This window comes from Bordetella genomosp. 13 (assembly GCF_007679965.1).
GTDB lineage: Bacteria > Pseudomonadota > Gammaproteobacteria > Burkholderiales > Burkholderiaceae_B > Bordetella.
In genome coordinates this window covers 162,357-188,638 of sequence record NZ_VEHL01000010.1, presented here as the reverse complement: position 1 = coordinate 188,638, position 26,282 = coordinate 162,357, and the positions used below count along the sequence as shown (strand labels likewise).

Below are 26,282 nucleotides of genomic sequence, written 5' to 3'. Positions count from 1 at the left end.
CCGCGGGTATGCTGACGCAGCATGCCCGTGTCTTGCGGCCGGCGGCCATGGAGGAGGCCGGCCACTTCAATCTACAAGCACAAGATATTCCCGGGAGGTAAGACGTGCTCGAGTTTTTTCAGACCCTGAGCTGGGCGGCGGTATTCCAGATCATTCTCATCGACATCCTGCTGGGCGGGGACAACGCGGTGGTCATCGCGCTGGCCTGCCGCAACCTCGAGCCCAAGCAGCGCATGCAGGGCATCTTGTGGGGCACGGCCGGCGCCATCGGCTTGCGCGTGGTGCTCATTGCCTTCGCGCTGACGCTGCTGACGATTCCCTACCTGAAGGTGGTGGGCGCGCTGCTGCTGCTGTGGGTGGGTGTGAAGCTGCTGATTCCCGAGGATGACGCACACGACAAGATCAAGGGCGGGGCCTCGGTCTGGGGCGCGGTCAAGACCATCATCGTGGCCGACTTCGTCATGAGCCTGGACAACGTCATCGCCATCGCCGGCGCGGCGCAGAATGCGAACCCGGATCATCAGATCGGCCTGGTCATCTTCGGCCTGGTCATCAGCGTGCCCATCATCATCTGGGGCAGCACGCTGGTCCTGAAGCTGATCGACCGTTATCCGCTGGTCATCACGCTGGGCGCGGCGCTGCTGGGCTGGATCGCGGGCGGCATGCTGGTCACCGACGTGGTCGTGGTCGAGCACTTCGGCGAAGTGTCGGGCGCCGTGAAGATCGCCGCCGAGATCATCGGCGCGCTGCTGGTGGTCGGCCTGGGCCGTCTGTTCGCCAGTCGCAAGACGGCCGCCGTCGCGGCCTCGAAGTCGGCGTAATGCCGCATGCCCGGCGGCCTGGGCCGCCGGCATGCCGCTTGCGACGCATCCAGGGATGAGGGGTCCGCGAGACCCTGTCCCACGGGCGGTTCGTCCCCAAGGGCGAATCGCCCGTTTTTTTTGCAAGGAGAGCGCCATGAAAGCGGTTGTCTTCCACGGCATCGGCGACATCCATATCGAAGACGTGCCGGATCCGCGGATCGAGCAGGACACGGACGCCATCGTACGGCTGACGCGCACAGCGATCTGCGGCACCGACCTGCACTTCATACGCGGCACCGTGGAGGGCGTCGAGCCGGGTACGATCCTCGGGCACGAAGGCGTGAGCGTGATCGCGTCGCTGGGCCCCGGGGTACGGAATTTCAAGGTCGGCGACCGGGTGGTGATTCCTTCCACCCTGGGCTGCGGCCATTGCTCCTATTGCCGGGCGGGCTATTACTCGCAGTGCGACACGGTCAATCCCAATGGCAAGCTGGCCGGCACGTCGTTCTTCGGCGGGCCGAAGCAGACCGGGCCGTTCAACGGCCTGCAGGCCGAACTGGCCCGCGTTCCCTATGCCAGCGTCAACCTGGTGAAGATTCCCGAAGGGGTCAGCGACGATCAGGCCCTGATGCTGTCGGACATCTTTCCGACGGGGTACTTCGGCGCCGACATGGCCGAGATCAAGCCCGGCCATAGCGTCGCGGTGTTCGGCTGCGGGCCGGTCGGCCAGTTCGCCATCGCGTCGGCGAAGCTGATGAAGGCCGGACGGATCTTCGCGATCGATGGCAGGCCGGACCGTCTGGACAAGGCGCGCGAGCAGGGCGCCGAGGTGATCGACTTCAATGCCGAGGATCCGGTGGAGGTGCTGCGCCAGCTGACCGGTGGGATCGGCGTGGATTGCGCCATCGACGCGGTGGGCGTGGATGCGCAGCATGCGCATGATGACCACGGCGAGCAGGCCCGCCAGCAGGAGAAGCTTTCCCAGGAACTGGCGCCGCATGCGCAGCCCGACGGGGAGAACTGGGTGCCGGGCAATGCCCCCGCGCAGGCGCTGGAGTGGGCGGTGCAGGGCCTTGCCAAGGCGGGCGTGCTGTCGATCATCGGCGTGTATCCGCCTGCCGACAAGGCGTTTCCCATCGGCATGGCGATGAACAAGAACCTGACGATCCGCATGGGCAATTGCAATCATCGGAAGTACATCCCGATGCTGCTGGATCTGGTCCAGCGCGGGACGATCGATCCGCTGGCCCTGCTGACGCAGCAGGAGCCGCTGACGTCCGCCATCGCCGCCTATGAGGCCTTCGACACCCGCCAGCCCGGCTGGCTGAAGGTGGAGCTTTTGCCGCCGGCGTCAGCCGCCGCGCGGTGAATCGTTGGTTTGAACCCATAACAGGAGGAACATCATGGGTCAGTTTGCCGAAGAAACCGGCGCCCAGGTACGGGGCGACGACGTCATGTTTTCGCTGGAGACGGGCGGCGTGGTCCGGCCGTTCGAGATATCGGGAGACGTGCTGCGCGAGCGCTTCGGCGCGGCCGACGGCACGGGCAGCGAGCTGTTGCGTGCATTCGAGCGTGCGCGCGAACCGATCCGCGAACTGGCCAAGCGCACGCAGTGGGTGCCGGCGGAAGGAGTGATCGAACTGGGAACCGGCGACTTCGAGGAGAAGACATAGCGGCGCGCCAGACCTGGCATGCCATGGAACCGCCCCGCGATGGGGCGGTTTGTCTTTCCAGGGCCGTATGCGCCTCAGGCCTTCGCGGCCTTCAGGTTGGTCTGGGCCTCGGCCAGCGTCGTCAGCTTGGCATCGGCGCCTTTCTCCTCCGCCATCGTTTCCATCAACAGCGTCAACGCGCTGGTCATGCCGAGCAGCTTGGCAAAGGTGCACAGCGTGCCGTAGCCCGAGATCTCGTAGTGTTCCACCTTCTGCGCGGCGGCGATCAGGCCGGCGTCGCGCACGGGGCCTTCCTCGGTGTCCTCGATGATCTCCGCGCTCTCGGCCACCAGGCCCTCCATGGCCAGGCATTTCATGCGCTTGAGCTTGATGTCGCCTTGCTGGACGATGCGGTCGATGCGTTCGACCTGGTGCTGCGTTTCTTCCAGATGGGCGCGAAAGGCCTCGGCCAGCTTGGGTTCGGTGGCGGCGCGGGCCAGCTTGGGCAGGGCGCGGGTCAATTGCTTCTCCGCGCTGTAGATGTCGGATAGTTCGTGGATGAAGAGGTCCTGCAGGGTCCTGGCAGTCTTGGCCATGGTGTTCTCCGTAGCGGTGGGAGTGTGGGGACGCTGGGTCCCCGGATGTCCGCGAATGTGGGCGCAACCGCTGTTCCCATCGTGCCGCGCGTGGCCGGAATTGCCGTACGCGCCCGCTTCGCCGCGGGATGCCCGATATTTGCACGCGTCGGTAAATTCCTCCGGTAGTCCTGGGCAGCAGGCGATGCGAGCGCCCGCTTCGCTGGGGAAACGAAGAGCCAGGCACAGGGCTTGCGGATAAGTGGATTCAGTTCAACCTTCCAAGGAGCCTGCTCATGAAATCCAGGAAACATCTGACTGAAGTGCTCGCTGCCGCCATGGTTGCCGGCGGCATGTTGGTTGGCGGCGCTGCGATCGCGCAGACCTCCTCCTCGACGCAACAGACTGCGCCGATGCCGAATTCGCCGTCCAAGACGCCGAATGATTCCACGGCCACCCAGCCTGGTACGCCGCCCGCCCCGGGCCGCCAGCCGGCCGCGCCGACCGACGCCACCGCCGGCGGTCCGCCCACGCAGGGTCAGAGCAGCACTGGCACCTGGTCGTCGTCGAACGGCGCTCACGTGTCCGGCCAGGGCACCCCGGTTCAGGGCACGACGATGGCGCCGCGCCACCGCGAAGCCAACGACAACCTGCCGGCCGGCTCGCCCCAGGGCGCTTCGCCCCCGCCGGGATACCCCAACACGGGCGGCTCGAAGTAATTCCTGCCACCGGGCGGATCGTGAATCCGCCGTGCGCGGCCTGGGTCTGCACTGCCCCGCCGCAAAAAACCCTTCCCTGGTGGAAGGGTTTTTTCATGACCCCCGTGAAGCACCATGTACTCCGTGCGGAGGCACAAAAAAGGCGACGGCAGGGCCGTCGCCTTTCGATCGATCGCCGTCCGTTCAGGCCTGGCGGCGCATTTCGGCAGGCGGCACCTTCATCTGGATGCGGTACTTGGACACGGTGCGCCGCGCCACCACCACGCCGTTGCTGGCCAGCCGCTGCGCCAGGACCACGTCGGACAGCGGCATGCGAGGATCTTCCTCCTCGATGTATTCCTTGATCAGCGCACGCACCGCCGCGGCCGAGCACGAGCCGCCCGTATCCGTGCCCAGCTCGCGCGAGAAGAAATGGCGGAACTCGTACAGCCCGCGCGGCGTGATCATGTACTTGTTGGCCGTGGCGCGCGACACCGTGGATTCATGCATTTCCAGCTCGTCGGCCACGTCGCGCAGCATCAGCGGGCGCAGCGCCACGTCGCCGTATTCGAAGAAAGTCTGCTGGCGGCGCACGATGGCCTCGGCGACGCGGCGGATGGTGATGTAGCGCTGTTCCACGTTGCGCACCAGCCAGCGCGCTTCCTGCAGTTCCTGCGCCATGGGGCTGCGCTCGTCCATGCGGGCGCGGTGGAACAGGTCCGCGTAGGTGCGGTTCAGGCGCGCCTGCGGCATGGCGTGGCGGTTCGCCACGACCTGCCAGCGCGATCGCACCTTGGTGACGATGACGTCGGGCACCACATAGTTGGGCGCATCGGAGGCATACCGGCGGCCCGGCTTCGGATCCAGGCTGCGCACCAGTTCGCAGGCGCATTGCACCAGGTCTGCATCGGCGCCCAGGGCGCGCTGCAGGCCGGGCAGGTCGTTGCGGGCCAGGCGGTCCAGATGGTTGCGCACGATGGCCAGCGCGGCCTCGCGCAGTTCTTCGGGCGCTTCGTCGCGTGCGTAGATCTGCAGCGACAGGCATTCGATCAGGTCGCGCGCGGCCAGGCCGGGCACGTCGAGCTGCTGCACCAGCTTCAAGGCCGCGGTCCATTCGGAGGAGTCGGGCGCCGGGTCGAACGCGGCCGAGCCTGCCAGTTCTTCCATGCTGGTGTGCAGATAGCCGTCCTCGTCGAGCGCGTCGACGATGAATTCGGCCAGCAGGCGGTCGCGCACGGTCAGAGGGTAATTGCCCAGTTCGCTGGACAGGCGCTGGCGCAACGACACGGGCGCCGCGATCCATTGGCTGAGGTCCGCGGCGGGACCGCCGTCGTTGCGGACATGGGTGGGATAGTCTCCCGAATAGCCTGCGCCGTCGGTCTGCGGCAGGGGCGAGTCGGTGTAATCGGCTTGCGGTTCGGAGGTGGATTCGGCGGCAGCGGCGGGTGCGCTGTCTTCGCCGGCGGCGCCTTCCTGGCTGGGGGCGGCGCCGTTGGACTGCTCGGCCTCTTCGCCATCTTCCAGGAAAGGGTTGGTTGCCAGTGCGTCCTGCACGGCGGTGGTGAACTCGAGCGAGGACATCTGCAGCAGCCGGATGGACTGCTGCAGGCGCGGTGCCAGCAGGGTCTGCTGGCGCATGCGTAGTTCTTGTGCGGCATGTGCCACGGGGTTCTCCTAGGCGTTACACGGGCGGCGGACGCGGCCGGTGTCGGTCTCCTTCAGGCCGCGCCCTGGGCGTCCAGCCCATAAGCGTTCAAACGGTTGTAGAGGGTCTTCAGGCTGATGCCCAGCGTGGCGGCGGCGCGCCGCTTGTCGCCGTGATGCAGGGCCAGCGTGGCGGAAATCAGTTCGCGCTGGGCTTCGCTCAGCGGGGTGCCGACCGCGAAGGCCAGCGAATCCGAGCCGCGGTCGGGCGGCGGGGTGCGGGTGGACGAGACCAGGTCGTAGTGCAGCACCTCGTCACACATCAGGTAGGCGCGTTGCACGACGTTGCGAAGTTCGCGCACGTTGCCCGGCCATTCGTAGGTATCCATGGCCTCGAGCAGGCGCTTGCCCATCCGCTTGCTCGTTCCGTAGCGGCGGTTCAGGTCGTCCAGCATGGTCTCGGCCAGGAAGGCGATGTCCTCGCGGCGCTCGCGCAGCGGCGGTACGCGCATCGGAATGACCAGCAGGCGATGCAGCAGGTCCTCGCGCAGGCGGCCTTCCGCCACGGCTTCCTGCGGGTCGCGATTGGTGGCGGAGATGATGCGCACGTTGGTGCGCAGCACGTCGGTGCCACCCACGCGGCGGTACGTGCCGGTCTCGAGCACGCGCAGGAAGTGCGCCTGCATGTCGATCGGCATTTCGGTCAGTTCGTCCAGGAACAGCGTGCCGCCGCTGGCATGTTCGAAATAGCCGGGCGTGCGGGCCAGTGCGCCGGTGAAGCTGCCTTTCTCGTGGCCGAACAGTTCGGCGTGCGCCAGGGTGGAACTCACTGCGCCGCAATTCAGGGCAATATAGGGGCCATCGCGGCGATCGCTCGCGGCGTGGATGCGCTGCGCCAGCATGTCCTTGCCAGTGCCGCTTTCGCCGACGAGAAATACGCTGGCGTCGGTGGGCGCGGCGCGCTCGACCAGGGCCTGCAGTTCGCGCATGGCGGGACTGCGGCCCAGGGTGAGGGCGTCGGTGGCGGTATCCTGGCGGGGCGGAGTATCTTTCAACATGCGGCACATCCTAGGCAGGCAGCGGGTTGCAGCCCTTCAGCAAATCTTAGGCCCAGGCTCTTCCAAACCTGAGACCAAATGCAAGAAAGCGAAAACGTTCGTCCCTTGTCTCGATTGTTTACGTCCAAAATACGTTTGACGTTGTACGCTGGACTTCCGACACGAGCGCCCACCCGACGTGGGCGTTGCAAAAGCATTTATTTCGCATCGGTGCCGGCCAATCGTTCATCTGATGGACGTCTGGCGGGCCCCGCCACGCAAACATTCATTCAGGCTCAAGGGTTACGGAGTATCAATGCCTCATCTGTTGATCGTCGACGATGATGAAGACGTACGGGATGTCCTGTCGGAGATCGCCCGTGAAAGCGGCTACTCGGTTGCCGGCGCCGCCTCGCTGAAAGAGGCTTACCTGCAGTTCGAGCGCCATCTGCCCGATCTGGTGTTGACCGACGTGCGCCTGCCAGGCGCCAGCGGCATGGACATCTTTGAAAAAATTGCCGGCGCCAGCGTGCCGGTGGTGGTGATCACCGGCTATGGCAGCCTGGACAGCGCCGTCGAAGCCCTGCGTTGCGGGGCCACCGACTACCTGGTCAAGCCGGTGTCCATGGAGCGTCTTCAGCAAATCCTGGACCGCGTCGCCAGCCAGGCGGGCGATGCCTCGACCGGCTGGACCGTGCAGGAGCCCGGCCGCCTGGGCCAGCTGGTGGGCGCGTCGCCGCTGATGGAGCAGCTCTATCAGCAACTGCGCCGCGTGGCGCCGACCGACGTCACCACGATGCTCGTGGGCGAAAGCGGCACCGGCAAGGAACTGGCCGCCCATGCGGTGCATGCGCTCAGCCCGCGCCGCAAGGAATCGTTCGTTGCCGTGAACTGCGGCGCGATCTCGCCCAACCTGATCGAAAGCGAACTGTTCGGCCACGAGCGCGGCAGCTTCACCGGCGCCGAACGCCAGCACAAGGGCTACTTCGAGCGGGCCGACCGGGGCACGCTGTTCCTGGACGAAGTCACCGAGATGCCGCTGGACCTGCAGGTCAAGCTGCTGCGCGTGCTGGAGACCGGCCGCTTCATGCGCGTGGGCACCAACAAGGACATCTCGTGCGACGTGCGCGTGGTGGCCGCCACCAACCGAGATCCCGAGCAGGCCGTGCGCGAAGGGCGGCTGCGCCAGGATCTGTACTACCGCCTGAGCGTGTTCCCCATCAATCTGCCGCCGCTGCGCGAGCGCGGCGACGATGTGCTGCTGCTTGCCGACCGTTTCCTGGACGCGCAGAACGCCGAGCACGGCACGTCCAAGCGCTTCTCCGAGGCGGCCAAGCAGGCCATCAGCTCGTATGCCTGGCCGGGCAACGTGCGCGAACTGAAGAATTTCGTTCGGCGCGCGTACATCATGGCCGACGGCACCGAACTGCAGGCCGACATGCTGATGCCGCAGGTCTCGCCCGGCGCGGGCCGCGACCAGGGCAACGGCCGCATCACCGTGCCGGTGGGCGTGACGCTGGCCGAGGCCGACCGGCGACTGATCCTGGCCACGCTGGAGCGCTGTGGCGGCGTGAAGAAGCAGGCCGCCGAGGTGCTGGGCATCAGCGCCAAGACGCTCTACAACCGGCTGGAAGAGTACGAGCTGACGGGGTATCTGACCGACGACAAGGATGCTGACGCGGCGGGCAAGGAGCCGGCGCGCGAGTGACGCGATAGGTCGCATTACGAAAGGCGGCGGGCCTGACAGGCCCGCCGCTTTTTTCGTTACTCAGATTTGCGTGGCGTTACGCGATAGCGGAAACGGTCTTCCGCCTGCCGCAGAGTCGCGATGGCAGCGCGCGGCATGGCCCTTGCGGGGCCCCGGGCATGCGCCCGCCGCCCGCGGGCGTGTCCTTTCTGGAGTACCGCATGGACACCGTTTCCGATTTCATCGTGCGCCGCCTGGCGCAATGGGGCATCCGCCGCGTCTACGGCTATCCGGGCGACGGCATCAACGGCATGATGGCGGCGCTGGGCCGCGCCGATCACGGCATCGAATTCGTGCAGCCGCGCCATGAAGAGGCGGCTGCTTTCATGGCGTGCGCGCACGCCAAGTACACCGGGCAGGTGGGCGTGTGCATGGCGACCTCGGGCCCCGGGGCCATCCACCTGCTCAATGGCCTGTACGACGCCAAGCTGGATCACCAGCCCGTGGTGGCCATCGTGGGCCAGCAGGCGCGCAGCGCGCTGGGCGGCGACTACCAGCAGGAGGTCGACCTCGTGGCCCTGTTCAAGGACGTGGCGCACGACTACGTGCAGCAGGCGTCGGACGCCGCGCAGGTGCGCCACCTGATCGACCGGGCGCTGCGCATCGCGCTGGAGCGGCGCGCGGTGACGTGCGTGATCCTGCCCAACGACGTGCAGGAGCTGCCCGCGGTCGAGGCGCCGCCGCGCGAGCACGGCATGGTGCTCACGGGCATCGGCGTGACCTCGCATGCGGCCGTGCCCAACCGCCAGGCGCTGGAAAATGCCGCGGACATCCTGAACCGCGGCGAGCGCGTCGCCATGCTGGTGGGCGCGGGCGCGCTGCAGGCAGGGCAGGAGGTGATGGAAGTGGCCGAGCTGCTGGGCGCGGGCGTGGCCAAGGCTCTGCTGGGCAAGGGCGTGGTCGCGGACGACCTGCCTTACGTCACGGGTTCGATCGGGCTGCTGGGCACGCAGCCCAGCTGGCACCTGATGAACGAGTGCGACACGCTGCTGCTGGTGGGCACGTCGTTTCCGTATGGGGAGTTCCTGCCGAAGGAAGGGCAGGCGCGCGCGGTGCAGATCGACGTGGACGGCCGCAACCTGAACCTGCGCTACCCGGTGGAGGTGGGCCTGGTGGGCGACAGCCGGATGACGCTGGCCGCGCTGATCCCGCTGTTGCGGCGCAAGGCCGGCCGCAAGTGGCGCGAGCAGATCGAGACGCGCGTGGCGCGCTGGTGGCAGACGCTGCAGGCACGCGCCCAGGTCGAGGCCAAGCCTGTGAACCCGCAACTGCCGTTCTGGGAATTGTCCTCGCGGTTGCCCGACGACAGCATCATCGCATGCGATTCCGGGTCCGCCACCAACTGGTACGCGCGCGACGTTAAGCTGCGTCCCGGCATGATGGCCTCGGTATCGGGCGGGCTGGCCACCATGGGCTGCGCGGTGCCATACGCATTGGCTGCCAAGCTGGCGCATCCGGACCGGCCGGTGATCGCGCTGGTGGGCGATGGTGCCATGCAGATGAACGGCATCAACGAACTGATCACCATCGCCGATCGCTGGAAGCAGTGGCGCGATCCGCGGCTGGTGGTGCTGGTGCTGAACAACGGCGACCTGAACCTGGTGACGTGGGAGCAGCGGGTGACCTCGGGCAGTCCACGCTACGAGGCATCGCAGTTCCTGCCGGCCTTTCCGTATGCCGCATACGGGCGGCTGCTGGGGCTGGAGGGCATCGAGGTCGAGCGACCCGGCGAGGTGGGACCGGCGTGGGACCAGGCCCTGCGCGCCGACCGCCCCACGGTGATCGAGGTGCGCGCGGATCCCGAAATCCCGCCGCTGCCGCCGCACGTCGAGTTCAAGCAGGTCAAGGCATATCTGCAGGCATTGCGTGGCGACGCGAAGGGCGGCGCGGCCTTGCGGGCCACGCTGAAGCAATGGTGGGCCTCATAGCGTGAAAAAAGTGCGGCACGGCGCTTGCTGACAGGGCCGGTTCCCGCACGGCCGTCTGCGGGCCGTGCGCAACCTGCAGAAGGAGAAGATCGATGTTTTTTCGTGAAGACCGTGTTTCCGAATCCCGTCGTCGCGTCAAGCGCAGCCTGCGCGACCTGACGGACAGCGCCGATGACCTGCTGCGCGCCACCGCGTCGTACGGCGGCGCCGAGATGGAATCCGCTCGCGACCGCCTGAAGCAGCAGATGGAACGCGCACGCGAACACGCCGGCGTGTGGGAGCGGTCCGCCGTCGACCGCTACCACCGCCTGGCCGACAACGCCGGCACCTACGTGCAGGAGAACACTGGCAAGGTCATCGGCGTGGGCCTGGCGTTGGGCCTGCTGGCCGGTATCGTGCTGATGTGCAGCAGCAGCGGCAACGGCCGCCGCCGTTGATCGACGGGGGGCGGGGGCCGCTGGCCCCGCCCCGCTTTACACGCCCTGGTAAGAAATTCATGGCGGCGCGGCGCCTGCCCGCCTTTGCAGGCCGGCAGGCGCCGCGCCGAGTCACATCGGAAGGAGAGAGGCCATGCACGACGACAATGCGACCAGGAAGTTCGCGGCCGATGCCGGCAGGAAGGGGGGCGGCGATCCGCGCCAGCCGCGCGAGAAGGCGCCGAGCCACGAAGAGCACGCCCGCAAGAGCGGAACGTTCGGCGCCGACGAGCCGGATTTCGGACGGTCGCAGGGCGAGAAGCCCAACCCGGGACAGGGCGGCCGCGCCAATCCCAAGGGACCGGAGTACGAGCAGGGCGGCCGTTATCCGGGCGCCCAGGAAGGCAACGGCACGTCCAGCCAGGACACCGGCGCCTCCGACCCCACCCACGGACGGCGCGAACGCGGATAGGCGTGGCCGCGCGCTGCCCGTCACTCAGCAAGGAGAGCCGAGATGGCCAGTTCCATTGACAAGGACTCCGGGCGGCGCGAAGCGTCGCGGTCCGGCGAGGAACATTCCGAAAGCCGGCCGGACGAAGGCCGTTCGCAGGAGAAGAGCAGCGAACGGTCGCTGAATAACCGTCCCGTCGACCCCAACAGCATGGCGTCGAAGGTGAAGATCCCGCCGGGGGCCGATCCCGAGGACGTGGCGGATCCCGGGCGGCAGACACCTGGGGCGCCGCCGGTGGACAATCGATCCGGGTCTGGCGGCGGTCGGTCTTAGGACGACCGGCGTGCAGCCGCGTGGCCTCGCGGGCCGCACCGGCAGCGTGCTTCGAGCCGCCGGCAGCCCTGCCAGCGCGGCCTGGCCGCCGCCGGCCCCTCAAAACCCCGGCGACCCCGTGATCGGCAGCACCAGGCCCGTGATATAGCTGGCGCAGGCATGGCTGGCCAGGAACACGTAGGCCGGCGACAGTTCTTCCGGTTGGGCGGGCCGGCCCATCACGGTCTGCTCTCCGAATTTTTCCACGCCTTCCGGCGGGCGATCCGCCGGATTCAGCGGCGTCCACACCGGGCCAGGGGCTACTGCATTGACGCGGATTCCATGAGGCGCCAGGTTGGCGGCCAGCGACCACGTGAAGGCATGGATGGCGCCCTTGGTGCTGGAGTAGTCCAGCAGTTGCGCGCTGCCCCGCAGCCCGGTGACCGAGCCCGTGTTGATGATGGACGAACCGATGCTCAGGTGCGGCAGCGCCGCGCGCGCCATCTGGATGTAGCCGCGGATATTGGTCTGGAAGGTCTGGTCCAGGCGTTCGTCGGTGAGGTCCAGCAGCGATTCGGCGTGCTCCTGGAATGCGGCGTTGTTGACCAGGATGTCGAGCTTGCCCAGCTCCTTCACGGTGCGTTCGACGGCCTCGCGGCAGAATGCCGGGTCGCGCACGTCGCCGGGGATGAGCAGGCAGCGCTGGCCTTCTTCCTCGACGTATCCGGCGGTCTCCTTTGCATCGATGTCCTCGTTCAGATAGACGATGGCGACGTCCGCGCCCTCGCGCGCATACAGGACGGCTACCGCGCGGCCGATGCCGGAATCGCCGCCCGTGATCAGCGCGACCTTGCCCGCCAGCTTGCCGCTGCCGCGATAGTCGGGGGCCATGAATTGCGGGGCTTCCTGCAGGTCGGCTTCGACGCCGGGCTTCTCCAGGTGCTGCGCGGGCAGGGGCGGCGTGGGGCGGCCTCCCGAGGGCGGACTGCTGTCGCCGCCTTTGCCGCCCGAGTTGGCGGCGTCGCGCGCGTCCTGCTCACGCTGGATTTTTCGTTGGGCCTCGGCGGCCGGTTCGGTGTGGCTGTGGGGACCTTGCTTCGATGCCATGGGGCGCTCCTGTGCGTGATGGGTGTGAGACCGACGCAAAGTCGCAAGGTGCATGCCCGCGTGCGGCGCCAGGCGCAGGACGACGCGATTGACGCGCGCGACAACTGGCGCTGCCCGTCAGGCGGGTCTCTCGGGCAGGCGCTGCTGCATGCGCGGTCCCACCGAGCGTCGCGAGTCGGCATAGCCGCGCCATGGGTCGGCCCGGCCCTGGGCATGTTCCAGCGCATTGCGCACGTTGAACGCCGCGCCGCGCAGGTCGTGGCCGGGGTCGAGGGCTTTCCAGTCCAGCGGCATCGATACCGGCGCGCCGGGGCGGGCTCGCACGGACCACGCGGCCACGGCCGACGCGGCATCGCCGTTGCGCAGGTAGTCGACGAAGACGAGGCCCTTGCGGCGTGCCTTGGATGCGGTGGCGATGAAGGTGTCCGGCGCGGCGGCGGCAAGCTGGTCGGCCATGCGGCGTGCGAGATCCTTGATCGTGTCCCACGATTGCGTGGGCCGGATGGGCGCCACCAGATGCAGGCCCTTGCCGCCCGTCGTCTTGAGGAAGGGCACCAGCCCCACGTGCTCCATCAGCTCGCGCGCCGCGCGCGCGGCGTCGACGACGGCGGGCCAGCCGATGCTGTCGTCGGGGTCCAGGTCCAAGGTGATGCGATCCGGCCGCGCGCCCTGCGCATCGCGTGCGCCCCAGGTATGGAACTCGATCACGCCCTGCTGCACCAGCCCGACCAGGCCCTGCGCGGTCTGTATGACAAGGTGGCCCTCGCTGAGCGAGACTCCCTCGGGCAGGCGCCTGCCTTCGTGGCGCTGCACGAAGCAGGCGTCGTCGGCGCCTTCGGGACACTTCAACAGTACCAACCGGCGCTCTCGCAGGTGGGGCAGCATGCGGTCCGCCACGGACGCGTAGTAGCGCGCCAGTTCGAGTTTGGTGAGGCCGGGATCGCTGAAGACCTGGCGATCGGGGTGGGAGATGGCGACGCCGCGCACCGAATCCTTCATCGTCCCTGCCTCGTTCGATCAGCTGCGGCCGATCAGCATGCCGACCAGCAGGCCCACGCCGGCGGCGGCGGCCAACGACTGCCAGGGGCGGTCATGCACGTAATTCTCGGCGCACTGGCGGGCTTCATAGGCCAGGTCGGTAGTGCTTTCCGACAGGGCATCGAAGGCCGCGCGGGTCTTGCCCAACTGCGCCTGGATGCGGGCGCGCAGGGCTTCCACGTCGGTATTGCTGGTGTCGTTCAGGATCGCGTCCAGGTCGTCCAGCCATTGCTGCTGGCGGGCGGTGCGGCTGCGCAGGGTGCGCATGCCATCGTCGGAAAACAGCGTGCCTCGATCTTGCAGGTCCATGAGTGCTCCTGGGTTGGGCGGCCTCCGTGCGGAAATTGCACGGGGCGGTAGAAAATTCCGGCAACAGGGCGTGAGCAGCCGTTGCAGGGCGGCGGTCGGGCAGACGCGCGAGGCGCCTGCCGCGATACGTCATGCAGCAAGTGGCGGGCCCGCGGGTATGCGGCATGCGGGGCAGGGACGGAGTCCCCGGACGTTCCGCGGGGCGTTTTTCCAGGAGGATGCCGCCATGACCAAACCGACTTCCAAGGACAGCACGGCCAAGGACAGCACGGCCACGCCGACCCATGACGACGCCGCGTCGGCGCGTCTGGACAAGGACGACCAGAACCTGGCGCCCAACCAAGGCAAGCTGCTGCCGCCGGAAAGCCTGGTGAATGTGCCCAACCAGCCGCGACCCGCGGAAACCGCGCAGGAAGACGAGGCGGCCGCGCAGGGTCGGGCGCGAGCGGACAACCAGACGGAATCGAACTGGGCCGACGGTTCGGCGCCGCAGCCGCGCGCCAAGAACGCGCGTTCCCATCTGCTCTAGGGCCTTGTCCAGGCACGGGCAGGCGGGTGCCGCGCCGCGCCCACGCGCCAATTCAAGACACATGGCACTGCGCCGACAATGCAGCGGCCGCGCCAGGCATGGCGCGGCCGCTGCTTCTGCAACGAGCGCTCAGGCGCGGCGGGCGCCCTGGCCGCGATTGCGCGAACTCTGTTGGTCCTGCCCCGTGCCCAGGTTGGTGGCGTGGCCGTCCTTTTTCGAACGGTTCTGGGCGTCCTGATGGCTGGCCTGGTCGTGGCGCGCGAGGTCGTCGCTGCGGTTGGCCTGCTTGCTGGGAGTGGTTTGTTTCATGATCTCTCCTTGCGTATGCACCGGGCCGGCTGGCCGGCCCTTGGCGTGGCGCAAGTGTCATGCCGGTAAGCAGGTGTGGCGCAGGCACGCCACTTGCGACAGATTGTGTTCGCCGGCGCGCCACGTGGAATCGAGCGCGCAGCCTTCTACTTCGTACTTCGGTTCGATCACGAGGTGAACAATGTACAAGCACATGCGTAATCACGTTCCGCCCAAGCCCGACCCCGAGATGCCCGATCCTCCTCCCGGCGATCTGCCCGTGGAGCCCGACACCGACAATCCCGACATCGATCTGCCGCCGCCCGATGGCGCGCCGGGATCGCCCAAGCACGGGCACGGCCGCGAAGGGCAGCCGGGCAGCGGCAATCATCACCAGGGCCGTAGGGGTTCGGGGCTATACCGCATGCGGCTCGTGCGCGGCAGGGCCCACGCGCTGTAGCGGGCACGCAAAGGCCAGGCCATTGGCCTGGCTTTTGATTTTCTTCGACGTCGCGGCGCGGTCGCGCAGGCAGGCAAACACGGGCATCCGCGGATACCCGACCTGCTGTCCCCCTAGCGCGAGATCAGCACCGCGACTGGCCAATCCTCCAGCAGCATATCTACAGGCAGGGACCGGGCTGACGGCACGGGCAGCGCCTTGCCGCCCAAGGCATCCTGCAGCGCGCCGGCCGCCAGGCTGGCCGGCAGCACGATGCGCGTGTCCTGCCACCACGCCTGGCCGGCGGCCCTTGCCTCGCCGCCGGTGGCGCCGTCCGCCTGTGTCGCGCCGCTCATGCGCGCGGCGCACGCCCGGGCCGCGATCACCAGCGTGAGGCCCCGTGCGCCGCGGCGAGCATAGGCGATCACGTGTTCGGCGCGCACGCCCTCGACGGCCAGTGGCTGGTAAGTGCCGCGCCGAAGTTCCGCGCGTTCCGCGCGCAGGGCCAGCAGCCGGTGCACCAGTGCCTGCTTGACGCGGCCGTCCTGCCAGATGGTGGCGTCCGCCAGGTCCAGCGTCCGCGTATCGCTTTGCGCCAACGCGCTCTGCCGAGCGGCGTAGTCCACCGGTCGGCGATTGTCCGGGTCCACCAGGCTGAAGTCCCAGCGGTCCGCGCCCTGGTACAGGTCCGGCACCCCGGGCGCGGTCAACCGCACCGTGGCCTGCACCAGGCCGTTCAGCATGCCCGGCCGGGTGAGGCGCCGGGCCCATTGCGCGACGCCCGCCAGCAGGGGCCGCGAGGGCGCGTGCGCATCGCCGGTGGCTTGGATCAGCGCGTCCAGCACGGCGCCGCAGGCCGCTTCATAGGCCTCGTCCGGGGCATACCAGTTGCTGCCCAGCTTGGCTTCGCGCAGGGCCTTGGTCTGCCATTGGCGCACGCGTTCGCAGAAGTCGTTCACGCCTTGCACGTCGGTGGCTTCCAGCCCGGCGGGCCATGCGCCCACCAGCGTCTGCAGCAGCATGTACAGGTCGGCCGGCTGCGGCACGGGACGGCCGGCCTCTTGCGCGCCGCCGTCCAGTACGCCCGCGCGCGCAACCCACGAGCCCGCGAATTCCAGCCACTGCTGCGGCATCTCGGTCAGTACGGCCAGGCGCGTGCGCACGTCCTCGCCGCGCTTGTGGTCGTGGGTGGCCGTGGCCAGCAGCGCCTGCGGATGGGCCTGCGCGCGGCGGATCAGCCGCTCGTGCAACTGCTGCGCGTCGAGCGCGGCCACGTACGGCGAGGCGCCCACCTCGTTGCGCGACAGCAGCGTGCCGCGCCGGTAGAAATAGGTGTCCTCCAGCGCCTTGGCCGCCAGCGGGGGCGTCAGGTGGCGCAGGCGGTTCTGCGCGCGGCGGCGCAGGCGCGCGGATTCGGGCGTGTCGTCCTGGCCGGGGGGCAGCGCCAGCCAGCCCAGCAGGCGCTCGGCGATGCGGTCGGCCGCCTCGTCCGGCTCCTGCCGCGTCTCTTCCATGATCTGCCGCGCGCGTTGCGAGGCCACCTGGCAATAGGCCAGGTCGGCGCGCGTGGCGCTGCCGCCCTCGCCATAGGTGCGATACACCGGAAAGGCCACCAGCCACGGCACCAGCGCGCGCGAGATCGCCTGGGGCGGACAGTCGCAGGTGGACGGGTCCAGCCGGGCGAGGCGTGCAAGCACCCGCACCAGCGCGGCGTTCTCGGCCGAGAAGTGGCGCGCCAGCATCAGGCGGCGCGCGGCCTCCAGCTGCTCGGCGGGCGTGCGCACGTCGCCGCTGAAGGCCTGCCAGCCCTGTTCCAGCACCGTCGTGCCGGCGGCGTCGTGCAGCGCGGCGTTGATGTCTTCCATGAAGTCGTAGCCGGTGGTGCCGTCGGTCTGCCAGCCGACGGGCAGCGCCTCGTCCTCCGCCAGGATCTTCTCCACCACGACATACGGCTCGGGCTGCGTCCGGCCGCCTTGCTGGCCTGCGCGGCGCAGGTCGGCCCGCAGGCGGCGGCAGTACATGGCCGGCTGGGCCAGGCCGTCGATATGGTCGATGCGCACGCCGTCGATCACACCTTCGGCATACAGGCGCAGCACCAGGGCATGCACGGCGGCATGCACTTCGGGCCGGTCGACCCGCACGCCGGCCAGGTCGCTGATCTCGAAGAAGCGGCGCCAGTTGATCTGGTCGGCCGCGGTGGGCCACCACGCCAGGCGATAGTGCTGGCGGTCCAGCAGCGCGTGCAGCGCGGCGCGGCCCGCGTCGGTGTCGGGGTCGTGCGCGGCCAGCACCGCTTCCCTGCCGCCGCGCGCGTCCAGCGTGCCCGGCGCCACGGGGTAGCGGCCGCCGGCGTCCACGACGTAGCCTTGCGTGGCCTCGTCCCAGGCCAGGCGGATGTCGCCGTTCTGCAGCGCGGACAGGTAAGGCCGGCCCAGCGTGGGCGCCAGCAGGCGGCCCGTGAGCCAGGGATCGGGGTCGTGCCAGTCGATGTCGAACCAGTCGGCGTAGGCGCTGTGCCGGCCGTGCGCCAGCACGTCGCGCCACCAGGCGTTGTCCCAATGGGTGGCCATGTGGTTGGGCACGATGTCCAGCAGGATGCCCATGCCGCGCGCGTGCAGCGCATCCGCCAGGGCGCGCAGCGCCGGTTCGCCGCCCAGTTCCGGATTGACCTGACCGTGGTCCACCACGTCGTAGCCGTGGGTGGAGCCGGGCCGCGCCCGCGTGACGGGGGACAGGTAGAAGTGGCTGATACCCAGGCCGGCGTAGTAATCGACCTGCTCGCGCGCGTCGTCCAGGGTGAAGTCTTTATGCAGTTGCAGTCGCACGGTGGCGCGCGGGGCGCCGTCGCGATGGGGGCGGCTCATGATGCGAGGTTCCAGAAAGGGGTGTATCGGGTGCGGTCTGTTGCGCCGGCAGGGTCATGGACGTACCGGCGTGCTTCAGGCTCATGCGCGCTCTCGGCCCTGCCGTATGGCCTGCACGCGCTTCATGGCGCCGGGATGCTCGGCCAGGCGGGCCGGCTCTTCGGGCAGGCGGCGGCGCCAGTTCGGATGCTCGTCGATGGTTCCCGGCACGTTGGGCTGTTCGTCCAGGGCATACACGTCTTCCAGCGGCGCCAGCATCAGCGCGCCGGGCGACTGCGCCACGAAGCGCAGCATCTCGGCCACCGGGGCCTGCGCGGGCGCGTTGCCCGACGGGGCCGCGCCGGCTTCCTGCAGCGCCTGCCACAGCACCGCGCGGTCGTCGGCGCGCTCGCGGCGCGCGGCTGCCGCCTCGTCGTCCGGCACGCCGTGCAGGCGCACGCGCCAGTCGATGTCGCGTTCGTTCCACCAGCCGTGCAGCGTGGGCAGGTCGTGCGTGGTGGGCATGGCCAGCGAATGCGCGGACCAGCGGCCCGGCGGCAGGAACACGGCGGGCTTGCCGCGTTGGCGGCCGGAGGCGGCGCCGCGCTGGAACCACAGCACTTCGGTGCCCAGCAGGCCGCGCTGTTCGAGCTTGTCGTTCAGGCCTTCCGGCACGGTGCCCAGGTTCTCGCCTACGATGAGCGCGCGGTGGCGATGCGCCTCCAGCGCGGTCAGGCGCAGCAGGTCGTCCAGCGGATAGCGCAGGTACGCCCCGTCGGCGGGGTCAGCCTCGGGCGGCACGGCCCACAGGCGCGACAGGCCCAGGATATGGTCGATGCGCACGCCGCCGGCATGGCGCAGGCCGGCGCGCAGCGTATCCAGGAAGGCACGGTAGCCAGTGGCGCGCAGCATGTGCGGCGCGAAGGAGGTCACGCCCCAGGACTGGCCCTTGGGGTTGTAGATGTCGGGCGGCGCGCCCACCGTCATGCCGGCCAGGTAGGCGTCGGGATCGGCCCACACCTGGCTGCCGTCGGTAGCCGAGCCTACCGCCATGTCGGCGATCAACCCGATGCCCATGCCGCTCTGGCGCGCGGCGTCCTGCGCCTGGCGCAGGCTGTCGTCGGCCAGCCATTGGGCGAAGAGGTGGAAATCCACTTCGCGCGCATGGGCCTCGGCATAGGCGCGGATGCCCTCGGCGCCGGGGTAGGGCGGCAGCGGCCAGGTCGGCTGGTCGCGCGCGACGGCCTCGGCCTGCATGGCCTCGAACACGGCGTGCGCCAGCAAGGCCGGGCCCGCAGCCTGGCGCCATGCGGCATAGCGCGACTGCAGCGTGCGCGTCGCCGTGCGGAACTGCTCGTGCAGGCGGCGCAGCACGCGCAGCCGCAGCGCGGCGGCCTTCGGCCAGTCGACCAGGTCGGCCTCTTCGAGGCGCGCCGCCTGCGCGGCCAGGTCATGCATGGCCGCGCGCAGGGCATCGGGCCCCAGCACCGCGCCCGGCGCGGCGTACGCCACGTTGAGGAACAGGCGGCTGGAGGGGGAGTAGGGGCTGTAGCGCTCGGGCAGGGCGCTGAACATGGCGTGCGCGGGGCTCATGGCCAACGCGTCCGCGCCCAGTCTGCCCGCCGTGCGCGCCAGCGCCGCCAGCGCGCCGAAGTCGCCATGGCCCGCCGTAGGGCAGGCGCCCTGGCGCTGGCGCAGGCTGCCGATCTGCACGGCCATGCCCCAGGCGCGGTGGGGGCGCTTCGGCACGAGGTCCCGCACACCGGGGCAGGCGGGCGGACACACCGCCAGCGTGGCGCAATGCTGGCCCACCAGCAGGCGGTGATAGCCGGGCTTGCCCGGCGCGGTGAGGCGCCACTGGTCGGGCGGGCCGTCCAGGCGGCCCTGCTGCACGGTGCCGTCCTCGCAATCGATGCGGTACGGCAGGGGGCCGCCCGCGGCCACGCGCACCGTGCCGCCGGCCTCGCAGATCAGCAGCGTGCCCTCGGCCGCGCCGCTGTGCAGGCAGTCCAGCCACGGCTGGCCGGCAACGGCCGGGTCGGCGGCTCCGGGCCGCGAGGCCTGCTTCTCCAGGCGTTCGGTGCTGTCGCGCAGCTGCCCGGGGCTGTCCGCCGGCAGGTCCAGCGCGCCCAGCATCACACGCAGGGTGTCCGGCGACACGCGCTGGCGGTTGCCGTTGGCATCGGTCCAGTGTTCCTGGATGCCGGCCAGATCGGCCAGCCGGGAAAGCGCCTGGCCGGCGCGGGGCGCGTCAGTCATCGCCTTCCTCGATCATCCACACGCAGGTCGCGGGCGGCAGTTCGCCCTCGGCCAGGGTCCGCGCGGCGCCGGCGGTGCTTTCGAACACCAGCGTGGCGCCGGACGAGGGCCGCTGCGCGGCGGGCAACTGCTGGGCGTCGCGCGGCTGCAGGTTCAGGTAGAGCGTCAGCATGGCGGCGTCGCTCATGCGCCAGGCGGCGCGCACGGCGCACGGGCCCAGTTCGGCCGCGCCTTGCGTGCGCGCGCCCAAGAGGCGCGGCGCGATCAGCCGCGCGCGCACCTGCAGCAGCGAGCGGTAGTACTCGCGCCAGGCGGCGGCGTCCGGGTCGCCGGCTTCGGGCCAGGGCCGGCTGTCTTCATAGGTGGACGGCTCGTTCGGATCGGGCACGGGATTGCTGTCGCTGCCGGCGAACGCGGGAAACTCGGCGCGCCGGCCGTCGCGCACCGCGCGCGCCAGCTCCGGGTCGCCATGGCTGGTGAAGTACAGGAAGGGCGCGCGCGCGCCGCATTCCTCGCCCATGAACACCATCGGAATCTGCGGCGCCAGCAGCAGCGCGGCGATGGCGGCGCGCAGCGCGGTCGGATCGACGCTGTCCAGCGCCGTCAGGCGCTCGCCCCAGCCACGGTTGCCGATCTGATCATGGTTCTGCAGGAAGTTGACGAAGGCCGTGGGCGGCAGGTCGCTGCTGTCCTGGCCGCGCGGCTTGCCGCGCGTGGGCGGTGTCTCGCCCTGGTAGACGAAGCCGCTGCCCAGGCTGCGCGCCAGCTTGCAGGCGGGCGCGTCGGCGTAGTCTTCGTAGTAGCCGTGGCGCTCGCCGGTCAGCAGGTGGTGCAGCACGTGATGCGCGTCGTCGTTCCACTGCGCGTCATAACCCGCGCGCAGCAGCTCGGCGCAGTTGTCGTCGTTTTCCAGCACCAGGTGCACGTGCCGCGGGGGCGGCACCACGCGCCGGATGTTGCGCGCCAGCTCTGGCAGCCAACCCTCGTCCTCGATGGCGTGCACGGCATCCAGCCGCAGCCCGTCGAAGCGGAACTCGGTCAGCCAGTACAGCGCATTGTCCTGGAAGAAGCGGCGCACCTGCGGGCGGCGGAAGTCGATGGCCGCGCCCCACGGCGTGTTCAGGTCGTCGCGGAAGAACTCGGGCGCGTAGCGCGACAGGTAGTTGCCGTCCGGTCCGAAGTGGTTGTAGACCACGTCCAGCAGCACGCTCAGGTTCAGGCCGTGGGCGGTGTCCACCAGGTACTTCAGGTCCTCGGGCGTGCCGTAGGCGCGGTCGGGCGCATAGGGCAGCACGCCGTCGTAGCCCCAGTTGCGCGCGCCGGGAAAGTCGGCGATGGGCATCAGCTCGATCGTGGTGAACCCCATCTCGGCCAGCTCGGGCAGGCGTTCGGCCAGTCCGAGAAAGCCGCCCGCCAGGCCAACGTGCGCCTCGTAGATCACCGATTCTTCCCACGGCCGCCCCAGCCAGTCGGGATGGCGCCAGGGATAGCCGCCGCCCGCCAGCACGATGCTGTAGTCGTGCACGTCGCCGTCCTGCAGGTGCGAGGCGGGATCGGGCACGGCCAGGCCGTCGTCCAGGCGGTAGCGGTAGCGCGCGCCGGGGGCGCAGCGCACGGTGGCCTGGGCATAGCCGTCGGCGCCCGGCTTCATCGGCACGGGATCCATGCCGTCGATCTCCAGCGCGAAGCCGGGCGGGGCGGAGGGCGCCCAGATGCGGAAGCGGGTCTGCCCGTCGGGCAGAACCCAGGCGCCCACGCGCTGTGCGCCGAGGCAGCTGGGCGTGGTCAACAGCGAAGCGGGTTGAGTCATGGCTGATCCTTCGAGGACGCCGCTGCGAAAGCCGGTCCTCACGATTCGTGTTCCGGGGTGGTCGTGGCCGACAGCAGCGCCAGGGTGTGGCCGGCCAGCGTGTAGGTGGGCTCCTTCCATTCGCGCGCCGGTTCCGCGTTGCCGCGGGTGTCCAGCTGCAGCGTCCACTGGAGCGCCGGCTCGGGCAGGGTGAAGGTCGCGTCCTCGTCGCCCGCGTTCATCAGCAGCAGGGTCACGTCGACGCGATCCCCGCGCTGCTCGGCGGGGGCGGCGCGGCGCAGCGCCAGCGTGCGCACGTGGCCTTGCGCCCAGGACTCGCTTTCCATCGGACGGCCTTCCGCGTCGAACCAGGCCCAGGTGGCCAGGCCGCCCGCGGGCCCCGCGCCATAGCGGCACACGCGCAGGCTGGGATGCTCGCGGCGCAGCCGGGTGGCGGCGGCCACGAAGGCCGTCAGCGCCTGGCCTTCATCGGATTCCGCCTGCTTCCAGTCCAGCCAGCCGATGGGGCTGTCCTGGCAGTACGCGTTGTTGTTGCCGCCCTGGCTGTTGCCGAACTCGTCGCCCGCCAGCAGCATCGGCGTGCCGCTGGAGAAGAACAGGGTGGCCAGCATGGAGCGCTGCGCACGGGCGCGCAGGTCCAGGATGCCCTGGTCTTCCGTCGGGCCCTCGGCGCCCCAGTTGCGGCTGTAGTTCTCGCCATGGCCGTCGCGGTTCTCTTCGCCGTTGGCCTCGTTGTGGCGCTGCTCGTAGGCGGTGATGTCGTGCAGCGTATAGCCGTCGTGCGAGGCCACGAAGTTGATGCTGGCCCACGGGCGGCGATGGCGCTTGTCGAACAGGTCGGCCGAGGCGGTCAGCCGCCCGGCCAGTTCGCCGCGCATGCCTTCGTCCCCGCGCCAGAAGCGCCGCACGCCGTCGCGGTAGCGGTCGTTCCACTCGGCGAAGCCGGGCGGATGGCAGCCCAGCTGGTAGCCGTCCGGGCCGATGTCCCACGGTTCGGAAATCAGCTTCAGCCGCGCCAGCGTGGGGTCCTGCAGGATGGCATCGAAAAAGCCCGAGCCGGGATCGAAGCCGGTGCCTTCGCGGCCCAGCGTGGTGCCCAGGTCGAAGCGGAAGCCGTCGACCTGATAGGACTGCGCCCAGTAGCGCAGCGAGTCCATCACCATCTGCAGCACGCGCGGATGCGACAGGTTGACGGTGTTGCCGCAGCCGGTGTCGTTGATGAAGTAGCGCTCTTCGCCGGGAATCAGCCGGTAGTAGCTGGCGTTGTCCAGGCCGCGCCAGGACAGCGTCGGGCCCAGTTCGTTGCCTTCGCAGGTGTGGTTGTAGACCACGTCCATGATGACCTCGAGGCCGGCCGCGTGCAGGCGGCGGATGGCGCGGCGCAGGTCGTCGCCGCCGCCCGGCGCGTAGCGCGGTTCGGGCGCGAAGAAGCACAGCGTGCTGTAGCCCCAGTAGTTGCTGAGATTGCGCTCGACCAGGAAGCGGTCCTGCAGGTATGCATGCGTGGGCATCAGCTCGACGGCGGTGACGCCGATGCGCTGCAGGTGCTCGATGAACCACGGGTCGGACAGCGCTTCGGCCGTGCCGCGCAGCGGCTGCTCCAGGTCTTCGCGCTGCATCGAGGTGCCGCGCACGTGCATCTCGTAGATGACCGTGTTTTCCCACGGCGTGCCCGGAGGCGACGAGCGGCCCCAGTTGAAGCCCTCGTCGACCACCACGGCCTTGGGCATGGCCGCGGCGCTGTCGCGGCGGTCCATCGCCAGGTCGGCGCGCGGATGCCCCATGCGGTAGCCGAACAGCGCGTCGTTCCAGCGCAGCGCGCCCTTCAGCTGGCGGGCGTAGGGGTCCAGCAGCAGCTTGTGCGGATTGAAGCGATGGCCCGCGTCGGGTTCATACGGACCGTAGGCGCGCAGGCCGTACACCAGGCCGGGCCGCGCGCCGGGCAGGTAGCCGTGCCAGATCTCGTCGGTGCATTCCGGGAAATCCAGGCGCTGCAGTTCCTTGCGGCCCGAGGCGTCGAAGATGCAGAGCTGCAGCCGCGTGGCGTTGGCCGAGAACACGGCGAAGTTCACGCCCAGGCCGTCGCTGCTGGCGCCCAGGGGATACGGCCGGCCGGCCGTCATTTTTACGGGGGAGGGCATGCTTCTTATCCTTCGTGGCGCAGCAGCAGGGTGGACATGGGGGGAAGGGTGAGGGAAAGCGATTGCGCCTGGCCGTGGGCCCGCACGTCGTCGGTGTGCACGCGGCCGCCGTTGCCCTGGCCGCCGCCGCCGTACGGTTCGGCGTCGCTGTTGAAACGTTCGGTCCAGGCGCCGGCGCGCGGCACGCCCACGCGGTAATCGTGGCGCGCCACGGGCGTGAAGTTGCTGACGGCCAGCACGTGCCGGTCGCCGTCGGTGCGCACGAAGGCCAGCACGCTGTTGGCGTTGTCGTCGCCGACCATCCAGGCAAAGCCCGCGGGGTCGGCGTCGCGCTTGTGCAGTTCGGGCAGGTCGCGGTAGAGGTGGTTCAGGTCGGCCACCACGCGCTGCAGGCCGCGATGGCCCGGGCGGTCCAGCAGGTGCCAGGCGACGAATGCGTCGTGGTTCCACTCGGTGTCCTGGCCCAGTTCGCCGCCCATGAACAGCAGCTTCTTGCCGGGGTGCGCCCACATGAAACCGTAGTAGGCGCGAAGGTTGGCCAGCCGGCCGGCCTCGTCGCCCGGCATCTTGCGCAGCAGCGAGCCTTTGCCGTGCACCACCTCGTCGTGCGACAGCGGCAGGATGAAGCGCTCGGAGAACGCGTAGATCATCCCGAACGTCATGTCGTTGTGGTGATGGCTGCGGTGGATGGGATCGTGCGCCATGAAGCGCAGCGTGTCGTGCATCCAGCCCATGTTCCACTTGTAGTCGAAACCCAGGCCGCCGTCGGCGACGGACGCGGTCACGCCCGGCCAGGCGGTGGACTCCTCGGCGATGGTCACGGCGCCCGGGCATTCGCGCTTCACCGCCAGGTTCAGGTCGCGCAGGAAGGCCACGGCCTCGAGGTTCTCGCGGCCGCCGTATTGGTTGGGCACCCATTCGCCGGCCTTGCGGCTGTAGTCGCGATAGAGCATCGAGGCCACCGCGTCCACGCGCAGGCCGTCCACGTGGTAGCGGCGCAGCCATTCCAGCGCGCTGGCCACCAGGAAGGCCTTCACCTCGTTGCGGCCATAGTTGTAGACCATGGTGTGCCAGTCGGGGTGGTAGCCCTCGCGCGGGTCGGCGTGTTCGTACAGCGCCGTGCCGTCGAACTGCACCAGGCCATGCACGTCGTTGGGAAAATGGGCGGGCACCCAGTCCAGGATCACGCCCAGGCCGGCCTCGTGGCAGCGGTCGACGAACTGGGCGAACTCGGCGGGCGTGCCGTAGCGGGCAGTGGGCGCGAACAGGCCGAGGGGCTGGTAGCCCCAGGAGCCGCCGAAGGGGTGCTCGGCGACCGGCAGCATCTCGATGTGCGTGAAGCCCATGGCGCGGGCATAGCCGGGCAGCTTGGCGGCCAGCCGCACCCACAGGCTGCCCTCGCCGGGCTCGTCCACCCACGAGCCCACGTGCAGTTCGTACACCGACATGGGCGCATCGGGCGCCTGGCGCGCCGCGCGGGTGCGCATCCAGTCGTCGTCGGTCCAGGGGAAGGGCTCGTCACTGGCCACGACGGACGCGGTGGCGGGCGACACCTCGGCGGCGCGCGCCATCGGGTCGGCCTTCATGTGCTGGCTGCCGTCGGCGCCGAGAACGGCGAACTTGTAGCGCTCGCCCGCGGCCACGCCGGGGATGAAGATCTCCCAGACGCCCGCCTGGTGGCGCCGGCGCATGCCGTGGCGGCGCCCGTCCCAGCCGTTGAAGTCGCCCACCACGGCCACGCGCCGCGCATTGGGCGCCCACACCGAAAAGCGCACGCCGTCCACGTCGTCCAGGCGCATGGGATGCGCGCCCAGGGCGTCGGCCAGGTGCAGCCACGAGCCGCCGGACAACAGTTGCAGATCGTGATCGGCGATGGAGGGGCCGAACGCATACGGGTCGTGCCGGGTCTCGTCATGCCCGCCGTGGCTCACGCGCAATTGATAGGCGCGCGGCTCGCCCGGGCGCACCGCGTCGATGCGCGCGGCGTACAGGCAGTCGGCCTGGCGGGCCAGGGCGATCTCGGAGCCGTCTGCCAGGACGGCGTGCACGGCGCTGGCGCCGGGCGCCAGCACGCGCAGGATGCCCTGCCCGTCGACCTGGTGCGGGCCCAGGACGGAAAAGGGGTTGTCGTGGGTGCCTGATTGCAGGGCTTGCACCTCGGACTGCGGCAGTCCGGGCGCCTGGCCTTGCGGAGGACGTCCGGCCGGCGAGGCGCCGGCATCCTCGGACTCGTGGGCAGGCATGCGGATCATGATT

At 69.6% G+C, this 26,282-nt stretch carries 23 protein-coding genes; 11 read left to right on the top strand and 12 right to left on the bottom strand.

Translation table 11 applies throughout. The features are described 5' to 3' along the window. Window positions 1-104 precede the first annotated feature (104 nt). From FS845_RS22420 to FS845_RS22410, 3 genes are all read left to right on the top strand, one after another. Window positions 105-821, top strand: a complete 717-nt coding sequence (locus tag FS845_RS22420; protein ID WP_144639512.1) for a TerC family protein — start codon at window positions 105-107, stop codon at window positions 819-821. 136 nt (window positions 822-957) lie between these two features. After that, window positions 958-2,172 carry a zinc-dependent alcohol dehydrogenase gene (locus FS845_RS22415; RefSeq protein ID WP_144639510.1) on the top strand — a complete coding sequence of 405 codons (1,215 nt, stop codon included), beginning with the start codon at window positions 958-960 and terminating at the stop codon, window positions 2,170-2,172. Between the two features lie 34 nt (window positions 2,173-2,206). Further along, entirely contained in the window at window positions 2,207-2,476 is a 270-nt protein-coding gene (locus FS845_RS22410; protein ID WP_144639508.1) for a DUF1488 family protein, read from the top strand. A 74-nt stretch (window positions 2,477-2,550) separates the two neighbouring features. Here FS845_RS22410 and FS845_RS22405 read toward each other — a convergent pair whose 3' ends face one another. Further along, window positions 2,551-3,051 (bottom strand): ferritin-like domain-containing protein, encoded by a 501-nt coding sequence (locus tag FS845_RS22405; protein WP_144639507.1) that lies wholly within the window; start codon window positions 3,049-3,051, stop codon window positions 2,551-2,553. A gap of 275 nt (window positions 3,052-3,326) precedes the next feature. On the opposite strand from FS845_RS22405, the gene FS845_RS22400 reads away from it, so the two are divergent. Continuing rightward, complete coding sequence (locus tag FS845_RS22400) at window positions 3,327-3,749, top strand: hypothetical protein (RefSeq protein WP_144639505.1); 423 nt, start codon at window positions 3,327-3,329, stop codon at window positions 3,747-3,749. A 183-nt stretch (window positions 3,750-3,932) separates the two neighbouring features. Here FS845_RS22400 and FS845_RS22395 read toward each other — a convergent pair whose 3' ends face one another. Beyond that, window positions 3,933-5,393, bottom strand: coding sequence for an RNA polymerase factor sigma-54 (locus tag FS845_RS22395; RefSeq protein ID WP_186332379.1), 1,461 nt, complete (start codon window positions 5,391-5,393; stop codon window positions 3,933-3,935). 53 nt (window positions 5,394-5,446) lie between these two features. Next, window positions 5,447-6,361, bottom strand: a complete 915-nt coding sequence (locus FS845_RS22390; RefSeq protein ID WP_409929329.1) for a sigma-54 interaction domain-containing protein — start codon at window positions 6,359-6,361, stop codon at window positions 5,447-5,449. A 364-nt stretch (window positions 6,362-6,725) separates the two neighbouring features. Here FS845_RS22390 and FS845_RS22385 point away from each other — a divergent pair, with 364 nt between their 5' ends. From FS845_RS22385 to FS845_RS22365, 5 genes are all read left to right on the top strand, one after another. Beyond that, a complete protein-coding gene (locus tag FS845_RS22385) occupies window positions 6,726-8,117 on the top strand; it encodes a sigma-54-dependent transcriptional regulator (protein WP_144639499.1) in 1,392 nt (463 codons plus the stop codon). 200 nt (window positions 8,118-8,317) lie between these two features. After that, window positions 8,318-10,084 carry a thiamine pyrophosphate-requiring protein gene (locus FS845_RS22380; RefSeq protein WP_144639497.1) on the top strand — a complete coding sequence of 589 codons (1,767 nt, stop codon included), beginning with the start codon at window positions 8,318-8,320 and terminating at the stop codon, window positions 10,082-10,084. Between the two features lie 92 nt (window positions 10,085-10,176). Then, window positions 10,177-10,521 carry a YqjD family protein gene (locus FS845_RS22375; protein ID WP_144639495.1) on the top strand — a complete coding sequence of 115 codons (345 nt, stop codon included), beginning with the start codon at window positions 10,177-10,179 and terminating at the stop codon, window positions 10,519-10,521. A 133-nt stretch (window positions 10,522-10,654) separates the two neighbouring features. Then, window positions 10,655-10,972 carry a hypothetical protein gene (locus FS845_RS22370; RefSeq protein WP_144639493.1) on the top strand — a complete coding sequence of 106 codons (318 nt, stop codon included), beginning with the start codon at window positions 10,655-10,657 and terminating at the stop codon, window positions 10,970-10,972. Window positions 10,973-11,014: 42 nt separating this feature from the next. Beyond that, window positions 11,015-11,284, top strand: a complete 270-nt coding sequence (locus FS845_RS22365; protein ID WP_144639491.1) for a hypothetical protein — start codon at window positions 11,015-11,017, stop codon at window positions 11,282-11,284. Window positions 11,285-11,383: 99 nt separating this feature from the next. Here the strand turns inward: FS845_RS22365 and FS845_RS22360 are convergent, their stop codons facing one another. The 3 genes from FS845_RS22360 to FS845_RS22350 all read right to left on the bottom strand — a co-directional run bounded on the left by FS845_RS22360 (window position 11,384) and on the right by FS845_RS22350 (window position 13,717). Further along, on the bottom strand, window positions 11,384-12,370 hold the full coding sequence (locus FS845_RS22360; protein WP_144639489.1) for an SDR family oxidoreductase: 987 nt from the start codon (window positions 12,368-12,370) through the stop codon (window positions 11,384-11,386). 117 nt (window positions 12,371-12,487) lie between these two features. Beyond that, window positions 12,488-13,369, bottom strand: a complete 882-nt coding sequence (ligD, locus tag FS845_RS22355; RefSeq protein ID WP_144639487.1) for a non-homologous end-joining DNA ligase — start codon at window positions 13,367-13,369, stop codon at window positions 12,488-12,490. Between the two features lie 18 nt (window positions 13,370-13,387). Continuing rightward, window positions 13,388-13,717: a YqjD family protein gene (locus tag FS845_RS22350; RefSeq protein ID WP_144639485.1), complete on the bottom strand. Its 330-nt coding sequence runs from the start codon at window positions 13,715-13,717 to the stop codon at window positions 13,388-13,390. Window positions 13,718-13,943: 226 nt separating this feature from the next. Between FS845_RS22350 and FS845_RS22345 the strand changes: the two genes are divergently transcribed. Continuing rightward, window positions 13,944-14,246, top strand: a complete 303-nt coding sequence (locus FS845_RS22345) for a hypothetical protein (RefSeq protein WP_260986404.1) — start codon at window positions 13,944-13,946, stop codon at window positions 14,244-14,246. A gap of 129 nt (window positions 14,247-14,375) precedes the next feature. Here FS845_RS22345 and FS845_RS22340 read toward each other — a convergent pair whose 3' ends face one another. Next, entirely contained in the window at window positions 14,376-14,555 is a 180-nt protein-coding gene (locus FS845_RS22340) for a hypothetical protein (RefSeq protein WP_144639483.1), read from the bottom strand. Window positions 14,556-14,748: 193 nt separating this feature from the next. Between FS845_RS22340 and FS845_RS22335 the strand changes: the two genes are divergently transcribed. Further along, a complete protein-coding gene (locus FS845_RS22335; protein ID WP_186332385.1) occupies window positions 14,749-14,994 on the top strand; it encodes a hypothetical protein in 246 nt (81 codons plus the stop codon). Between the two features lie 113 nt (window positions 14,995-15,107). On the opposite strand, the gene treY is transcribed toward FS845_RS22335, so the two are convergent. The 5 genes from treY to glgB all read right to left on the bottom strand — a co-directional run bounded on the left by treY (window position 15,108) and on the right by glgB (window position 26,278). Next, entirely contained in the window at window positions 15,108-17,837 is a 2,730-nt protein-coding gene (gene treY / locus FS845_RS22330) for a malto-oligosyltrehalose synthase (protein ID WP_144639479.1), read from the bottom strand. 81 nt (window positions 17,838-17,918) lie between these two features. Then, a complete protein-coding gene (malQ, locus tag FS845_RS22325) occupies window positions 17,919-20,075 on the bottom strand; it encodes a 4-alpha-glucanotransferase (protein WP_144639477.1) in 2,157 nt (718 codons plus the stop codon). Continuing rightward, entirely contained in the window at window positions 20,068-21,885 is a 1,818-nt protein-coding gene (gene treZ / locus FS845_RS22320; protein ID WP_144639475.1) for a malto-oligosyltrehalose trehalohydrolase, read from the bottom strand. The genes malQ and treZ overlap by 8 nt, the downstream gene beginning before the upstream one ends. Window positions 21,886-21,923: 38 nt before the next feature. Then, window positions 21,924-24,026, bottom strand: a complete 2,103-nt coding sequence (gene glgX / locus FS845_RS22315; RefSeq protein WP_144639473.1) for a glycogen debranching protein GlgX — start codon at window positions 24,024-24,026, stop codon at window positions 21,924-21,926. Window positions 24,027-24,031: 5 nt separating this feature from the next. Beyond that, window positions 24,032-26,278, bottom strand: coding sequence for a 1,4-alpha-glucan branching protein GlgB (glgB, locus tag FS845_RS22310; RefSeq protein WP_260986403.1), 2,247 nt, complete (start codon window positions 26,276-26,278; stop codon window positions 24,032-24,034). Window positions 26,279-26,282: the final 4 nt, after the last annotated feature.

What these genes read in the sequence shown, in the direction of transcription:
- FS845_RS22345 (WP_260986404.1), top strand. Translation starts at nt 13,944, where the DNA reads ATGACCAAACCGACTTCCAAGGACAGCACGGCCAAGGACAGCACGGCC.
- FS845_RS22405 (WP_144639507.1), bottom strand. Translation starts at nt 3,051, where the DNA reads ATGGCCAAGACTGCCAGGACCCTGCAGGACCTCTTCATCCACGAACTA.
- FS845_RS22365 (WP_144639491.1), top strand. Translation starts at nt 11,015, where the DNA reads ATGGCCAGTTCCATTGACAAGGACTCCGGGCGGCGCGAAGCGTCGCGG.
- glgB (WP_260986403.1), bottom strand. Translation starts at nt 26,278, where the DNA reads ATGATCCGCATGCCTGCCCACGAGTCCGAGGATGCCGGCGCCTCGCCG.
- FS845_RS22390 (WP_409929329.1), bottom strand. Translation starts at nt 6,361, where the DNA reads ATGCGCGAACTGCAGGCCCTGGTCGAGCGCGCCGCGCCCACCGACGCC.
- FS845_RS22415 (WP_144639510.1), top strand. Translation starts at nt 958, where the DNA reads ATGAAAGCGGTTGTCTTCCACGGCATCGGCGACATCCATATCGAAGAC.
- FS845_RS22340 (WP_144639483.1), bottom strand. Translation starts at nt 14,555, where the DNA reads ATGAAACAAACCACTCCCAGCAAGCAGGCCAACCGCAGCGACGACCTC.
- FS845_RS22375 (WP_144639495.1), top strand. Translation starts at nt 10,177, where the DNA reads ATGTTTTTTCGTGAAGACCGTGTTTCCGAATCCCGTCGTCGCGTCAAG.
- FS845_RS22410 (WP_144639508.1), top strand. Translation starts at nt 2,207, where the DNA reads ATGGGTCAGTTTGCCGAAGAAACCGGCGCCCAGGTACGGGGCGACGAC.
- FS845_RS22380 (WP_144639497.1), top strand. Translation starts at nt 8,318, where the DNA reads ATGGACACCGTTTCCGATTTCATCGTGCGCCGCCTGGCGCAATGGGGC.
- FS845_RS22360 (WP_144639489.1), bottom strand. Translation starts at nt 12,370, where the DNA reads ATGGCATCGAAGCAAGGTCCCCACAGCCACACCGAACCGGCCGCCGAG.
- treZ (WP_144639475.1), bottom strand. Translation starts at nt 21,885, where the DNA reads ATGACTCAACCCGCTTCGCTGTTGACCACGCCCAGCTGCCTCGGCGCA.
- ligD (WP_144639487.1), bottom strand. Translation starts at nt 13,369, where the DNA reads ATGAAGGATTCGGTGCGCGGCGTCGCCATCTCCCACCCCGATCGCCAG.
- glgX (WP_144639473.1), bottom strand. Translation starts at nt 24,026, where the DNA reads ATGCCCTCCCCCGTAAAAATGACGGCCGGCCGGCCGTATCCCCTGGGC.
- FS845_RS22385 (WP_144639499.1), top strand. Translation starts at nt 6,726, where the DNA reads ATGCCTCATCTGTTGATCGTCGACGATGATGAAGACGTACGGGATGTC.
- FS845_RS22335 (WP_186332385.1), top strand. Translation starts at nt 14,749, where the DNA reads ATGCGTAATCACGTTCCGCCCAAGCCCGACCCCGAGATGCCCGATCCT.
- FS845_RS22400 (WP_144639505.1), top strand. Translation starts at nt 3,327, where the DNA reads ATGAAATCCAGGAAACATCTGACTGAAGTGCTCGCTGCCGCCATGGTT.
- FS845_RS22350 (WP_144639485.1), bottom strand. Translation starts at nt 13,717, where the DNA reads ATGGACCTGCAAGATCGAGGCACGCTGTTTTCCGACGATGGCATGCGC.
- FS845_RS22370 (WP_144639493.1), top strand. Translation starts at nt 10,655, where the DNA reads ATGCACGACGACAATGCGACCAGGAAGTTCGCGGCCGATGCCGGCAGG.
- malQ (WP_144639477.1), bottom strand. Translation starts at nt 20,075, where the DNA reads ATGACTGACGCGCCCCGCGCCGGCCAGGCGCTTTCCCGGCTGGCCGAT.
- treY (WP_144639479.1), bottom strand. Translation starts at nt 17,837, where the DNA reads ATGAGCCGCCCCCATCGCGACGGCGCCCCGCGCGCCACCGTGCGACTG.